The following is a 13,484-nucleotide window of genomic DNA, read 5'->3' on the forward strand; positions in this document are numbered from 1 at the left end:
TTTAGAGAGCCGTTTGTTTTTCGATAATTTCTTTCAGTTTTGTTTTCGCCCGGTTCAGCTTCACTCTTGCATTTACTTCCGTTATTCCCAGTTGTCTGGCTATCTCCTTACCCGGAAAATCTTCCAGATAGAAAAAAATCAACGCTTTGTCAATAGGACTGAGCTGATGGATCGCTTCATACATCATTTTCATATTCCTATCCTCTGCATCATTATAAGATTCCTGCTGAACACGGAGATTTTCTATACTCTGATTCTGTATAAAACTACGTTTTTTTTCGCTTCGGAGAAAGACAATGGCGGTATTAAGGGCGGTTCTGTGCAGCCATGTGGAAAATTCACTTTTTTTTTGAAAATCGCTGTAGGATTTCCACGCCTGATAGATGATCTCCTGATAGAGATCATTCTGATCGTCGGGATTATCCATGTACATCTTCGAGATCTTGAAAATCACGCCTTTATGCTTTTCAATTTTCTCTAAGAATTCCTTTTCCAGTAAAGACATTTTTTAGGCTATGTTTCAGTTAGTAGGAAATGCTGCATTTTGTTACAATAATTATTTTAATTTTTTACATACCACATTATTATTTATGGCTTAATATTTGGAATTCCTGAATCACACCAAAAATATAAATATGCCTTACATTACAAAACAGGACGATCAGAACGTCCAGCTTTACTATGAAGATTTCGGATCCGGACAACCCATTATTTTAATCCACGGATGGCCGTTAAGCGGAAAATCGTGGGAAATGCAGATTCCGGTGCTTTTAAATTTAGGATATCGCGTGATCGCATACGACAGAAAAGGTTTCGGAAAATCTTCACCAACTTATGACGGATACGATTATGACGGACTGGCAAAAGATCTTCATGAAATCATCTCACAGTTAGACCTTAAAAATGTTATCCTCTTCGGATTCTCTATGGGAGGTGGAGAAGTCGTGCGTTATTTAACGAATTACGGTTCAGAAAATGTAGACAAAGTTGCTTTAATCTCATCCATCATTCCGATTGTAAAACAGAAAGAAGACAATCCGGACGGAGTTCCGCAGGAAAAACTGGACGAGATCATGAATGCACTGAAAACAGACCGAATCACTTTCCTTGAATCTTTCCACAAAGATTTTTATAATTTCGGAATGCTTTCAAAGCCTGTAAGCCAGAAACAACTGGATTTCGACTGGGCAATTGCTTCTTTTGCCAATCCTATTGCCACCATAAAATGTGCTGAAAGCTGGTCAAACACAGATTTCCGTCCCGAATTAGCCAACGTTAACGTAAGAACACTGATTGTTCATGGAGACTCGGATAATATTGTTCCGATTGATACTGCTGGAAAACAGGCTGCACAGGGAATTGCCGATAATGAATGTGTTATCATTGAAGGTGCGCCTCACGGTTTAAATGTAACCCACGCAGATGATTTAAACAGTATTATCAGCAGATTTTTAACGGAAAAATAACTTTTCTTCCAAATATATGTTTTTGATTTTTACTAATCAAATAATCCGCAGTCCTTTCAGATTGCGGATTTTGTTTTATGGTCGTTATTTAACTAATTTCAAATTAAGCCGAAAAAAATAAAGCTAGGCTTAAGAATAATCAAATTGCTTAAAAGAAGAAAATCGAAGATTTTTATAAACTAATGTGTTCTAATATAATGCTTAATTTATTTAAAATCTTATGTGCCTAATGTGTTTAAAAACTTTTATATTTCAATCTGCAACACTGTCATTTTGAGCGCAACGAAGCGGAGTCGAAAAATCTAAAAATAACTGCATTTTAATAGATTCTTCATTAAATAATGCTTCGCAAAATTTCATTCTGTATGACAGGATTTTTAAATATAACACTTAAGTCACATAAGTCTAGTTTAATAAAATAATTAGAAGTTCACATAAGAAGAAAATCGAAGATTTTCACAAGCTAATGTGCTCTGATATAAAGTGTAGAAATTATTTAAAATCTTATGTGACTTAAGTGTTAAAAACTCTTCAACCTGTAAGGCTGTCATTTTGAGCGCAACGAAGTGGAGTCGAAAAATCTAAAAATAACTGTATCTTAATAGATTCTTCATTGCATAATGCTTCGCAAAATTTCATTCTGAATGACAGGATTTTTAAATATAACACTTAAGTCACATAAGTCTAGTTTAATAAATAATTAGAAGTTCACATAAGAAGAAAATCGAAGATTTTCATAAACTAATGTGTTCTAATATAATGCTTAATTTATTTAAAATCTTATGTGACTTAAGTGTTAAAAACTCTTCAACCTGCAAGGCTGTCATTTTGAGCACAACGAAGTGGAGCCGAAAAATCTTAAAAAACTACATTTTAAAAGATTCTTCATTGCATAATGCTTCGCAAAATTTCATTCTGAATGACAGAGCAATTTTATTATTTTTAAATATAACACATAAGTCACATGAGTTGTTATTTTCAATACTTAGAAGATCACAGAAGAAGAAAATGATAGATGTCCGTAATCTGGAAGCAGAATGTTAATTTTTGTTTTAAATAGAGGAAATCTATTACGAAGGTCTTTTTAAAATCGATTTTTAGGTCTACCTTTAGTATAGACAAATTTTAACCTTATCATTATTAAAAAATAAAAGATTTATGAGTTCAGCAAACAGCCCGTTATTTCATGAAATATTCAAATCCGAAAACGAAATTCCCGAAGCATATAAAGTTCCCGAAATTCATCAGCGTGAGTATCTTCTCAATGGAGAACTGGTGGAATGGAACGGCGATGTACAGAATATTTATTCTCCGGTCTGTATTCGTACAGAAAATGGTCTGGAGAGAAAACTGTTGGGAAGCATCCCGAATATCGGTCCCGATGAAGCCATGAAAGTTTTGGAAGCCTGCGTAAAAGCGTATGACAACGGACTGGGAGAGTGGCCAACAATGTCTGTGGAAGGCAGAATAAAATGTATGCAGAAATTTGTATACTTAATGATTCAGCAGAGAGATCTTGTGATCAAATTGCTGATGTGGGAGATCGGGAAAACGTTGGTAGATTCTACGAAAGAATTCGACAGAACGGTGGATTACATCAACCAGACGATTGATGCACTAAAAGATCTCGACAGAGAATCTTCCCGTTTTCAGCAGGCGGAAGGAACAATTGCCCAAATCAGAAGAGCTCCGCTTGGTGTGGTGTTAAGCATGGGACCTTTCAATTATCCTTTAAATGAAATCTTCACGACGCTTATTCCTGCGTTGATTATGGGAAATACCATTCTGTTTAAACTTCCAAAACATGGTGTTTTAGCACATTACCCTTTATTAAATGCTTTTAAAGAAGCTTTCCCGAAAGGAACGGTAAATACGTTGTACGGAAAAGGTTCTGAAATTATTACGCCGATCATGGAAAGCGGAAAAGTGAATGTTCTTGCGTTCATCGGATCGAGTAAAGTTGCGAACGGACTGAAAAAACTGCATCCGAAAGTTAATCGTTTAAGAGCGATTTTAAGTTTAGATGCTAAGAATGCGGCTATTGTTACAAAACAGGCCAATCTTGATGTTGCGGTGAGTGAATGTATTTTGGGATCTCTTTCTTTTAACGGACAGAGATGCACCGCTTTAAAATTAATTTTCGTTCAGAAAGAGGTGGCAGAAGAGTTTACCCGCAAATTAACGGAAGCTGTTGAGGCAATGAAACCGGGACTTCCATGGGAAAAGGATGTGAAAATTACTCCGCTTCCGGAAGTGAATAAGCCTTCTTACCTGAAAGAGTGTATAGATGATGCGCTGTCGAAAGGTGCTAAAGTTTTAAATGAAAACGGTGGTTTTACAGAAGAATCTTTTGTTTTTCCGGCAGTGGTTTTTCCGGTAAATCATGAAATGAAGCTGTATCATGAAGAGCAGTTCGGTCCTGTAATTCCGGTGGTTCCTTTTGACGATATTGAGGAACCCATCGATTATCAGGTAAATGCAGATCATGGAATGCAGGTGAGTATTTTCAGTGAAGATGCGATGGAAATTTCCAGATTAATCGATCCTTTTGTGAATCTGGTAAGCCGAGTGAATATCAATTGTCAGGCTCAGCGCGGACCGGATGTTTTCCCGTTCACTGGAAGAAAAGACAGTGCAGAAGGAACGCTTTCTGTTTTTGATGCGCTTCGTTCGTTCTCAATCCGTTCTCTGGTTGCTGCAAAAGTTACAGATTCCAATAAAAATCTACTGAACACAATTGTAAGAGATCATGATTCTAATTTCCTCAGTACGGATTATATTTTTTAATCACTGATCTTTTAACCTGATTTTGAAACTTATTTAAACTTTTATAACCACAAAGTCACAAGTTAACAAGCGTAAAAGTTTTTGTTTAAACACATAAGCCACATAAGATTTTATAATAATTTCTAAACTTTATATCAGAACACATTAGTCTGAAAATCTTTGATTTTCTTCTCATGTGATCTTTTAAGTATCTCATTAAAATAAACTTATGTGACTTATGTGTTATATTTTTAAAATAGTAAAATCACTCTGTCATTCAGAATGAAATTTTGCGAAGCATTATGCAATGAAGAATCTCTTAAAAATGACAGTCTCGCAGATTGGAATGTAGAGTTTTTAAAAGTACATTAGTCACATAAGATTTTTATAATAATTTCTAATCTTTATATCAGAACACATTAGTGTATGAAAATCTTTGATTTTCTTCTTATGTGATCTACTAAATATTTCATTAAACTAAACTTATGTGACTAATGTGTTATATTTTAAAAAAGTAAAACTGTCATTCTGAAAGGAATTTTGCGAAGCATTATGCAATGAAGAATCTATTAAGATGCAGTTATTTTTAGATTTTTCAACTCCGCTTCGTTGCGCTCAAAATGACAGTCATATCAATTAAAAATTTTTGATTAGTATAGTCCTTTTTGCTATTACATTAAAAAATTATTTACATTGAAAAAAAATCATTTCGTCTTTACCAGAATAACTCCGTTTTTTCCTTTCTCACCATAAATTGCAGTTGCTGAAGCTCCCTTCAAAATATTCATTGTTTTTATGGACTTCTGGTCTAATTTTCGGAACTTTTTTTCGCTGATGATCTTTCCGTCCAGAACATACAAAGGTCTGTAATCATCAATTTTAACGGAATGAATGCCTCCGAGAATCAGCCTATCCGAATGAATTGTATCACCTATCTTTACTCCTGAAACCTGCCCTTTTAATTGAATATCAAGATCTTTACTCTTTGCTTCTTTAGAAACATCTGTCTCACATACTTTTTTGCGTACAATTCCTGCTGTTATAACAATTCCATCTGTTCTTTCGCTATTTAGCGTATCTTTCGCTGTGATTTTCTGCGCATTCAGTGCGACAAAACCCGCTGTTGTAAAAACAAAGCCTACCGCAAATTTGGTAAGGAGCGAATTGAGGTAAGAATACTGCAGATCTCTGTCGAGTTGAGATTCGTTGAAATTTCCGCAGATATTATCTGATGTGTTGGAAAAAACATTGATGATTTCTTCATCCGAAGCGTTGGTGAAGTCTCTTACGGTTTTTGAACAGACTGCGCAAAATCGTCCTTTGTCTTCGGGAGTCATTGTCGCCCAGTTTTCGTGACATGGTTTTGGTATCGTGATTTTCATACTGATCTTTTCTTATAAAGATGCATGGTTTGATGAAAAGGTTGGAAAAGGGAATGATTTTTTTTAAATCGGATCAAAATTTTCATTAATAGCAAACCGAAGGTTTAACGAAGTTAAGAGTAACAAAAAGATGGGGATAATAATTTAAGTTTGAACGTAACATATCAATCTACTCAAAAAATTTTACGATATTTCGGAACTTAAAAACAGGACAATTATTTATTGATTTTTAATTACCATGAAGGAAGAAAATATAGAACGGCTCAATTCTCTGTTTTCCAATTTAAAAACGGAAGAACAAAAACTGCAGGAAAGTCTTGCCAAGAAGAAAAGCGAGGAAGATATGTTTATTGAAGGGTTCAGAACACTGAGTAAAAACCTCATCGAACCCAAAATGCAGGAATTCAGAAGGATGCTGAGAGAAAACGGATTTGGCTGTAAAGTAACTTTTAATGAAGAAAATAAAAACGGTTTGGGCGTTAATTCACAGACCCATATGAAACTTCAGATTTCCAGAAATGTGGAATCTAATTTTTACGCGAATGATAAATTTCCGCACATCATGTTCGTTGCCGATAAAAATCTAAAACGCATTGGAATTCATCAGGACACCATCTTCCAGAACGGAACCGGAACCGCTGCTTTCAAAGAGCAGAAATACACTCTGGAAACAATTACCGAAGAAAATATTGAAAAAGAAATTTTAGAATCGATTGAAAATATACTGATGAACAGATAAAAAAAGTTGTCTGTCAATTATTTTATCATAAACCTTCTACAGACTCAGTGTTGCACCGTTGAAAACAACTGTCTGCACCAAAGAGGTCACGCTGAACTTGTGGAAGGATCTTTTTACTTAAAAAACATTCTAAAATTTAAGTCAAAAACTCTAAAAATTTTTAGTATACCAGAAAACAAGTGCCGTAAACATAAAGGTGAGAATAAACCAGACAAAAGCCGTCACTACAATTCCTGCTGCACCATACAGAATAATACTGAAGGTTTTGTTCGCGGTTCCTGAATTTTTCAACAAGGTATAAGTTTCGCCTTTAAAGAAACGAACCGCTAAAAATATCAGAATTCCAATACAGCTAACCGTAGAAAACAGCCCCCCCATTAAAGGCTCAAAAATAGGTCCGCAAGATAAAACAGTCATCATTTTCATTAATTATTTACATTCAGGTGAAAATATCTCGGATCGGGGTACTGAAATTCAAAATTCAGTTCTTCCATTAATTTTGCAGGGGAAATTATTCTTCCCGTTGTTCTTCTCTCCCCTTCATAAGGCAGATCTTTCTGCGCATTGATGACTTCTTGTTTGTTGGGATGGATCGACGCAACAATATTATAAACTTTAGCCTGAGACTTCTGGTCTAACATTTTTTCAATAACCGAACAGATGTCTGCGTAATGAATATGATTCACCAACTGATCCTGATGAGAGATATTATAGTTTTTCAGCAGTCTTTCACCACCCATTAAACCGCCTAATCTCAGGATATTGGTTTGAGGGAATTTCTCCAGCATAAAGTTTTCACTTTCCACTTCCGCTGCCGGAAGGTCATCCTCTGTAAATTCTTTTTCGATATCCGGATAAACGCCTGTAGAACTTGTATAAAAAATCTGACGGTTAAAATCTCCTATAAAACGAAGCAGGTTTTCTCTTTTTCCCGTCATCGGAATTCTGGAACCTCTGAGTCCCGAAAAAGGAACGGCAACAATAATGGCGTCCAGTTCAGAAGCTGTTTTCCACGGTTTCATGTAAGCATCAATTTCATCGGGAAATTTTACCCGATCCACATAATATCCTTTAAATTTCAGAACATCCAGTTTTGATTCTGTTGTGGTGGTCGCAAAAATTTCATAGTTTTTAAACAGATGCTCCGCCAAATGATTTCCCAACCAGCCACAGCCGATGATCCCGAGTTTCTTCATATTTTTTATTTGCCGAAAATTACAATTTTATTATGGTTTTTCAGCGCTGAAAATTGTAAAAAATAAGCTATGTATAATCATCAAAATTTCAACTTTTTTATAGATAAAATATTCTTTTTGGAAAACGCAAGGATGCAATATTTTTATTCGTCTCAGATCTTTAAGGCGCAAGAAAATCAAAGATTTTCGTAGACTAATGTGTTCTGATCTAAAGCTTAATTTATTTAAAATCTTATGTGACTTAAGTGTTTAAAAACTCTTCAACCTGCAAAGCTGTCATTTTGAGCGCAACGAAGTGGAGCCGAAAAATCTCAAATTACTTCATACTAATAGATTCTTCATTGCATATTGCTTCGCAAAATTCCTTTCTGAATGACAGAGTGATTTTACTGTTTTAAAATATAACACATTAGTCACATAAGGTTAGTTTAATGAAATATTTAGAAGATCACATAAGAAGAAAATCAAAGATTTTCATAGACTAATGTGATCTGATCTAAAGCGTAGAAATTATAAAATCTTATGTGATTGATGTGTTTAAAAAACTCTTCAATCTGCAAAGCTGTCATTTTGAGCGAAACGAAGTGAAGCCGAAAAATCTAAAAACAACTGCATCTTAATAGATTCTTCATTACATAATACTGCGCAAAATTCCATTCTGAATGACAGTTTTACTATTTTAAATTATAACACTTAAGTCACATAAGTTTAGTTTAATAAAACAATTAGAAGTTCGCATAAGAAGAAAAATCAAAGATTTTTATAAACTAATGTGTTCTGATCTAAAGCTTAAATTATTTAAAATCTTATGTGACTTAAGTGTTTAAAAACTTTTAATGTGTGAAACTGTCATTTTGAGCGGAACGAAGTGGGGTCGAAAAATCTCAAATTACTTCATATTAAGAGATTCATCATTAAATAATGCTTCGCAAAATTTCATTCTGAATGACAGATTTCCTTTATGGCTTTCGTGGTTAAATTTAAAACGATTGTTATCTAAAAATTCATTTCAAAAAAAATTGCCATCAAATTAATCTTCAGATTCTCTGAGATTGTGATGAAAAAACATGGTTAAAAGCAATGGATTGTTGAAATCATCATTCGTTTCAATGTTTCCTTGTTTTTTGAAAATAGAGTTTTTAAAAGTGAATGTCATCATTAAAGCATCATCCTGAAAACGGTATAAAGTAACAGTTCTATTGTTAAAACCCTTTGATCTGTAGAAATATATTTCGGTATATTGATTCTGATAATGAAATATTCTTTGGTTTACGCGATCAATCATTACGACAACATTTCCCTTTTCATCAAAGTATTTAGTTTCATCCCAAAAAAGACCTGAATATTTAATTCTGTATATCTGATCTTTGATTTTAAGTCTTTCATTAGTTGAGAAAACAAAATTAGCCAGCCTTTCCGCAACGATATTCCCTGCTTCATCTAAAAGCTGACAAGAAGATAAAATTTGCTTTATCGTGAATAATTTCATCCTTCAAAAATATCATTTTACTGAGGAAAAACAATTTTTACTTTACAAATAAATCTTTGCAGGTATACTGAAGCTTTTTGTTATTGATGCTTACTCTTCCGTTATATTCGTAGAGAGAAACCGAGTCGAAATGCACTGCAATTTTATGAATATCAATTTCAAGATCCACATCATGATTGTTCGAAAATCTTAAGATCTGTTTTTTCTGATTTCCTAATGAATCTGTAATCTTTTTATTCTCGCTTAATTTTACGGTATCTTCATAGATTCTGTAATCTTTTTTCCATCCCTGAAATTCATCAAGCCTGATGTAGAACAATGAATCATTGATCCTTTTTACAGAAAACAGATCATACATACAGTGCATCGTAAGATCGCTCAGGTTTTCTTTGTTATTAAAACTGCTGTTTAAATAATCCCATTCGTCCTTTTTCACCTCATGATCTTTTTTACAGGAAACCAGAGCCAGAAATAGAAAAATGTAAAATATTTTATTCATAAAAAACAAGTTGAGATTAAAAAATTTTCTTTCTGAATACAAAAACAATCACTCCCGAAAATAGCAGATACGCGATTGCTATACAAAAACTAATCAGTTCGGTTCTTCGTATGGGTTTGGTCTGAAATGTAATTTCCTTAATTGCTTTCTTTTGTACATGATCGATTACCGGCAGTGTATACAAAGCCAGTCTTTCTTCCAGAACAAGCTTATTAAAACCGTACTCTTTTGCCATTTTATAATTTTCTGCAGCTTCTTCTTTTTCCTGCATCAGATAAGAAATATTTCCGAGATCAAATAAAAGCTGTGCTACGATTTTATCTTCAGGTTTTACAAAAGAAATCCTCTCATTAAGCTGATAATACAATTGCTTTCTCAAAACAAAAAGTTCCTTGTCCTCTCTTTCCGATTCAGGAAATTTTCCATTTCCAAAATCATTTCCGATTAAAAATCTGGAATTGATCAACTTTCCGCCTTTCATTTTGGCTTTCAGAATATTGATGTGAATCCATTCGGAACCGTAGTGAGAATTCGGGTTTATTTTTACTGCTTTTTCAATCCAGCGCAACGCTTCGGCATTATTACCGATCAGTTCATAAGCGGTACCGATATTGGAGGCGGTAGAATATCGGTTGGGTTCCTCTTTTTCAATCTTTTTGTAAAGTTCGATGGCTTCCTTATATTTTCCCTGAATAATCAGGATCAGTCCTTTATCTGAAAGGTAATTCAGTTTTCCTGTTTCCTTATAGCCTTTTTCCAGCGATAACAGTATTTTATTAAGCTCTTCGGTATTGGTAAAAGAATGACCATAAGGTATATATCCTTCATAGTCTTCATAGAGAATGGTTCCGTCTTCGAGATGCAGCGTTTCTCCGTTCAGGCATCCGAATGCGGGAACAGAAAATAAAACCCCGAACAATACACTAAAAAAATATTTCCTCATATCCGATTTCTATGGTTACTGCTTTAAAAAATTTTTTATCTGCAAAAGATACAAAACCTGCCGCATAAAATTAATTTTAATAATCAAATAAGTCCAACCAAATATAAAAGATCACATAAGAAGAAAATCAAAGATTTTCATAGACTAATGTAATCTGATCTAAAGCTTAGAAATTATTTTAAAATCTTATGTTATTGATGTGTTTAATAAAACCCTTACATTCAATCTGCAACACTGTCATTTTGAGCGCAACGAAGTGGAGCCGAAAAATCTCAAATAACTGCATCTTAATAGATTCTTCATTCCATAATGCTGCGCAAAATTTCATTCTGAATGACAGAGTGATTTTACTGTTTTAAAATATAACACATTAGTCACATAAGTTTAGTTTAATAAAACAATTAGAAGTTCACATAAGAAGAAAATCAAAGATTTTCATAAACTAATGTGTTCTGATTTAAAGCTTAAATTATTTAAAATCTTATGTGACTGATGTGTTTAAAAACTCTTCAACCTGCAAAGCTGTCATTTTGAGCGCAACGAAGTGGAGCCGAAAAATCTAAAACAATTGCATTTTAAGAGATTCTTCATTGCATAATGCTTCGCAAAATTTCATTCTGAATGACAGGATTTTTAAATATAACACTTAAGTCACATAAGTTTAGTTTAATAAAATAATTAGAAGTTCACATAAGAAGAAAATCGAAGATTTTCATAGACTAATGTGTTCTTATATAAAGCTTAGAATTATTTTAAAATCTTATGTGACTTAAGTGTTTAAAAACTTTTCAACCTGCAAAGCTGTCATTTTGAGCGCAATGAAATGGAGCCGAAAAATCTAAAGCAACTGCATTTTAATAGATTCTTCATTGCATAATGCTTCGCAAAATTCCATTCAGAATGACAGGATTTTTAAATATAACACTTAAGTCACACAAGTTTAGTTTAATAAAATAATTAGAAGTTCACATAAGAGGAAAATCAAAGATTTTCACAAACTAATGTGCTCTGATATAAAGCGTAGAAATTATTTAAAATCTTATGTGACTTAAGTGTTTAAAAACTCAACCTGCAAAGCTGTCATTTTGAGCGAAACGAAGTGGAGTCGAAAAATCTCAAAAAACTATATTTTAAGAGATTCTTCATTCCATAATGCTTCGCAAAATTTCATTCTGAATGACAGAGTGATTTTACTGTTTTAAAATATAACACTTAAGTCACATAAGTTTAGTTTAATAAAATAATTAGAAGTTCACATAAGAAGAAAATCAAAGATTTTTATAAACTAATGTGTTCTGATATAATGCTTAATTTATTTAAAATCTTATGTGACTGATGTGTTTAAAAACTTTTAGATTTCAATCTGCAACACTGTCATTTTGAGCGAAACAAAGTGGGGCTGAAAAATCTCAAATAACTGCATTTTAAGAGATTCTTCATTGCATAATGCTGCGCAAAATTCCTTTCAGAATGACAGAAAAATTTAACCACAAAAGGCACAAAAGATAATGATAAAGCTAAATTTCAGAATAATTAAAGTCCTCAAAAGCATAAAAATCAGAGATTTTTTAAAAACTGTTGTGTGCTTTTTTCTAATGCTTGTTAACTTTAATAAAAGCATCAAAATCTTTTGTGGCTTTTGCGGTTAAAAAAGTACGTGCAGCAATCAACAAATCGTTGATTTTACGGCTGGTTTCCGGAAGTTCCCGTTTTTCCTTCGCTGTTAGTCTTTTGCTGGGAAGAATTTTTGGCCGCTTTTACCAGCTCATTGGTGTCGCTGTACAAAAGTTCCCAGCCGGAAACACCCTTCATCACGGTTAATAAACTGATGTAGGCTTTCAGGTTTTTCTCAAGGTCTTTGCGGATCGCGCTTGCGCTCGTCATTTGTCGGAGGTCTGCGTTGGCTTCTGCCTGATCGGCAAATAAGGTCTCAAAATCTTCATGTTTGGTTTTCATTTCTGTGAATGCAGCATTGATGGAAAGCAGTCCGATTTTCTGCATATTTTCAGGAGTTTCCAGTTCTTCGATGAGCTTTTTCATCTGTGCGGTCTGAGAAGAATAGCTTAAACGGTCGAGAGCCAGTCCGTACTTCTTCAATACATTGTACAAATCTTCGGCAGCCTGATAATTGGGCGCAGAAGAAAGTTTGCGGTATCCGTTGAGAAAGGCTTTCAGATTGGTGTAAGCGATATCCCTTTCATGATCTGCCGTTGCCACATCCTTCCCTTTTCCGCTGTAGCTCTGCTTTGCATAGACCTTATCGTATTCTGTGTACGAATTCTGTAAAGCCAAAGTAAGAGGATGATTATCAACTATGGTATATTTCCCTGACTGTGCATTTGAGAGAATACGTTGAGATAAAGTAGCGAGATCTTTAGTACTTAATCTTACTAATGAGATTTTCATAATACATGTGTTTTTTAATTATTAAATATTTATTTTTTGAACGCAGCAAATATAAATAATTCTGCATTTAGTTTAAAACATTTTGCGGGAAACAAAATGCAGTTGCAGGAAGTTCCCCGCAACTTGCAGGAGACTTCATGCAATTGCAGGAGATGACAAACAACCTTGTTTTTAACAAAATGCAGATGCAGGAGGTTTTCTGCAAATTGTTGGAGATGTCTTGCGGTTGCGAGATGTTTGAAACATTCAAATACACTAGTAAAAACTTGGAAATATGATATAAGATTTGTTAATCTCAATCGCATTAGTAGAAATATTTGATAAAAAACTTATTTACGGAAAACCATAATTATATATCTGACGGTTTCTTTATATTTGAAAAAATAAAATCTAGATAATCTTGTTAATCTATAAAGATTGATTTAGATATAATAAATTATTATAAAACTGATAGCAATGAATGTTAAAGAAATTTTAAATCAAGTTGAAAATTTTAATGAAAATAGAAATTATTGGTTTGTTAGAACCGACACTGGAAAACATTTTGATATATTTTATGAAGGAAATTATATAGCTATTGGTTGGGATTATCTCAGTT

The 13,484-nt window shown here is 33.6% G+C and carries 11 protein-coding genes; 3 read left to right on the forward strand and 8 right to left on the reverse strand.

Features of this window, described 5'->3' with window-relative positions; all coding sequences use genetic code 11:
- Position 1: 1 nt before the first annotated feature.
- Positions 2-505, reverse strand: coding sequence for an RNA polymerase sigma factor (locus DD829_RS17780; protein WP_108408819.1), 504 nt, complete (start codon positions 503-505; stop codon positions 2-4).
- Between the two features lie 130 nt (positions 506-635).
- Between DD829_RS17780 and DD829_RS17785 the strand changes: the two genes are divergently transcribed.
- Positions 636-1,466, forward strand: a complete 831-nt coding sequence (locus DD829_RS17785) for an alpha/beta fold hydrolase (RefSeq protein WP_108408820.1) — start codon at positions 636-638, stop codon at positions 1,464-1,466.
- A gap of 1,158 nt (positions 1,467-2,624) precedes the next feature.
- The gene (locus tag DD829_RS17790) at positions 2,625-4,253 is read left to right on the forward strand and encodes an NADP-dependent glyceraldehyde-3-phosphate dehydrogenase (RefSeq protein ID WP_108411284.1); all 1,629 of its coding nucleotides are present in this window, start codon (positions 2,625-2,627) and stop codon (positions 4,251-4,253) included.
- A gap of 683 nt (positions 4,254-4,936) precedes the next feature.
- Here the strand turns inward: DD829_RS17790 and DD829_RS17795 are convergent.
- Positions 4,937-5,614 (reverse strand): TonB-dependent receptor plug domain-containing protein, encoded by a 678-nt coding sequence (locus tag DD829_RS17795; RefSeq protein WP_108411029.1) that lies wholly within the window; start codon positions 5,612-5,614, stop codon positions 4,937-4,939.
- A gap of 238 nt (positions 5,615-5,852) precedes the next feature.
- On the opposite strand from DD829_RS17795, the gene DD829_RS17800 reads away from it, so the two are divergent.
- Complete coding sequence (locus DD829_RS17800; protein ID WP_076394544.1) at positions 5,853-6,353, forward strand: hypothetical protein; 501 nt, start codon at positions 5,853-5,855, stop codon at positions 6,351-6,353.
- Between the two features lie 150 nt (positions 6,354-6,503).
- Here the strand turns inward: DD829_RS17800 and DD829_RS17805 are convergent, their stop codons facing one another.
- The 6 genes from DD829_RS17805 to DD829_RS17830 form a co-directional block, all read right to left on the reverse strand.
- Positions 6,504-6,773: a hypothetical protein gene (locus DD829_RS17805; RefSeq protein ID WP_123906918.1), complete on the reverse strand. Its 270-nt coding sequence runs from the start codon at positions 6,771-6,773 to the stop codon at positions 6,504-6,506.
- 5 nt (positions 6,774-6,778) lie between these two features.
- Positions 6,779-7,549, reverse strand: coding sequence for a hypothetical protein (locus tag DD829_RS17810; protein ID WP_108411031.1), 771 nt, complete (start codon positions 7,547-7,549; stop codon positions 6,779-6,781).
- A gap of 1,030 nt (positions 7,550-8,579) precedes the next feature.
- Positions 8,580-9,038: a hypothetical protein gene (locus tag DD829_RS17815; RefSeq protein WP_116548002.1), complete on the reverse strand. Its 459-nt coding sequence runs from the start codon at positions 9,036-9,038 to the stop codon at positions 8,580-8,582.
- A 37-nt stretch (positions 9,039-9,075) separates the two neighbouring features.
- Entirely contained in the window at positions 9,076-9,537 is a 462-nt protein-coding gene (locus DD829_RS17820) for a hypothetical protein (RefSeq protein WP_123906920.1), read from the reverse strand.
- A gap of 16 nt (positions 9,538-9,553) precedes the next feature.
- On the reverse strand, positions 9,554-10,480 hold the full coding sequence (locus tag DD829_RS17825; RefSeq protein WP_108410933.1) for a tetratricopeptide repeat protein: 927 nt from the start codon (positions 10,478-10,480) through the stop codon (positions 9,554-9,556).
- A gap of 1,683 nt (positions 10,481-12,163) precedes the next feature.
- On the reverse strand, positions 12,164-12,886 hold the full coding sequence (locus tag DD829_RS17830) for a DUF6261 family protein (protein WP_108411686.1): 723 nt from the start codon (positions 12,884-12,886) through the stop codon (positions 12,164-12,166).
- Between the last annotated feature and the right edge of the window lie 598 nt (positions 12,887-13,484).

Origin of the sequence: Chryseobacterium sp. HMWF035 (assembly GCF_003094695.1) — a bacterium.
GTDB classification, from domain to species: Bacteria; Bacteroidota; Bacteroidia; order Flavobacteriales; family Weeksellaceae; genus Chryseobacterium; species Chryseobacterium gambrini.

Coding starts and splice junctions, on each gene's coding strand:
- DD829_RS17780 (WP_108408819.1), bottom strand. CDS start 505: ATGTCTTTACTGGAAAAGGAATTCTTAGAGAAAATTGAAAAGCATAAA.
- DD829_RS17820 (WP_123906920.1), bottom strand. CDS start 9,537: ATGAATAAAATATTTTACATTTTTCTATTTCTGGCTCTGGTTTCCTGT.
- DD829_RS17830 (WP_108411686.1), bottom strand. CDS start 12,886: ATGAAAATCTCATTAGTAAGATTAAGTACTAAAGATCTCGCTACTTTA.
- DD829_RS17790 (WP_108411284.1), top strand. CDS start 2,625: ATGAGTTCAGCAAACAGCCCGTTATTTCATGAAATATTCAAATCCGAA.
- DD829_RS17805 (WP_123906918.1), bottom strand. CDS start 6,773: ATGATGACTGTTTTATCTTGCGGACCTATTTTTGAGCCTTTAATGGGG.
- DD829_RS17800 (WP_076394544.1), top strand. CDS start 5,853: ATGAAGGAAGAAAATATAGAACGGCTCAATTCTCTGTTTTCCAATTTA.
- DD829_RS17795 (WP_108411029.1), bottom strand. CDS start 5,614: ATGAAAATCACGATACCAAAACCATGTCACGAAAACTGGGCGACAATG.
- DD829_RS17810 (WP_108411031.1), bottom strand. CDS start 7,549: ATGAAGAAACTCGGGATCATCGGCTGTGGCTGGTTGGGAAATCATTTG.
- DD829_RS17785 (WP_108408820.1), top strand. CDS start 636: ATGCCTTACATTACAAAACAGGACGATCAGAACGTCCAGCTTTACTAT.
- DD829_RS17825 (WP_108410933.1), bottom strand. CDS start 10,480: ATGAGGAAATATTTTTTTAGTGTATTGTTCGGGGTTTTATTTTCTGTT.
- DD829_RS17815 (WP_116548002.1), bottom strand. CDS start 9,038: ATGAAATTATTCACGATAAAGCAAATTTTATCTTCTTGTCAGCTTTTA.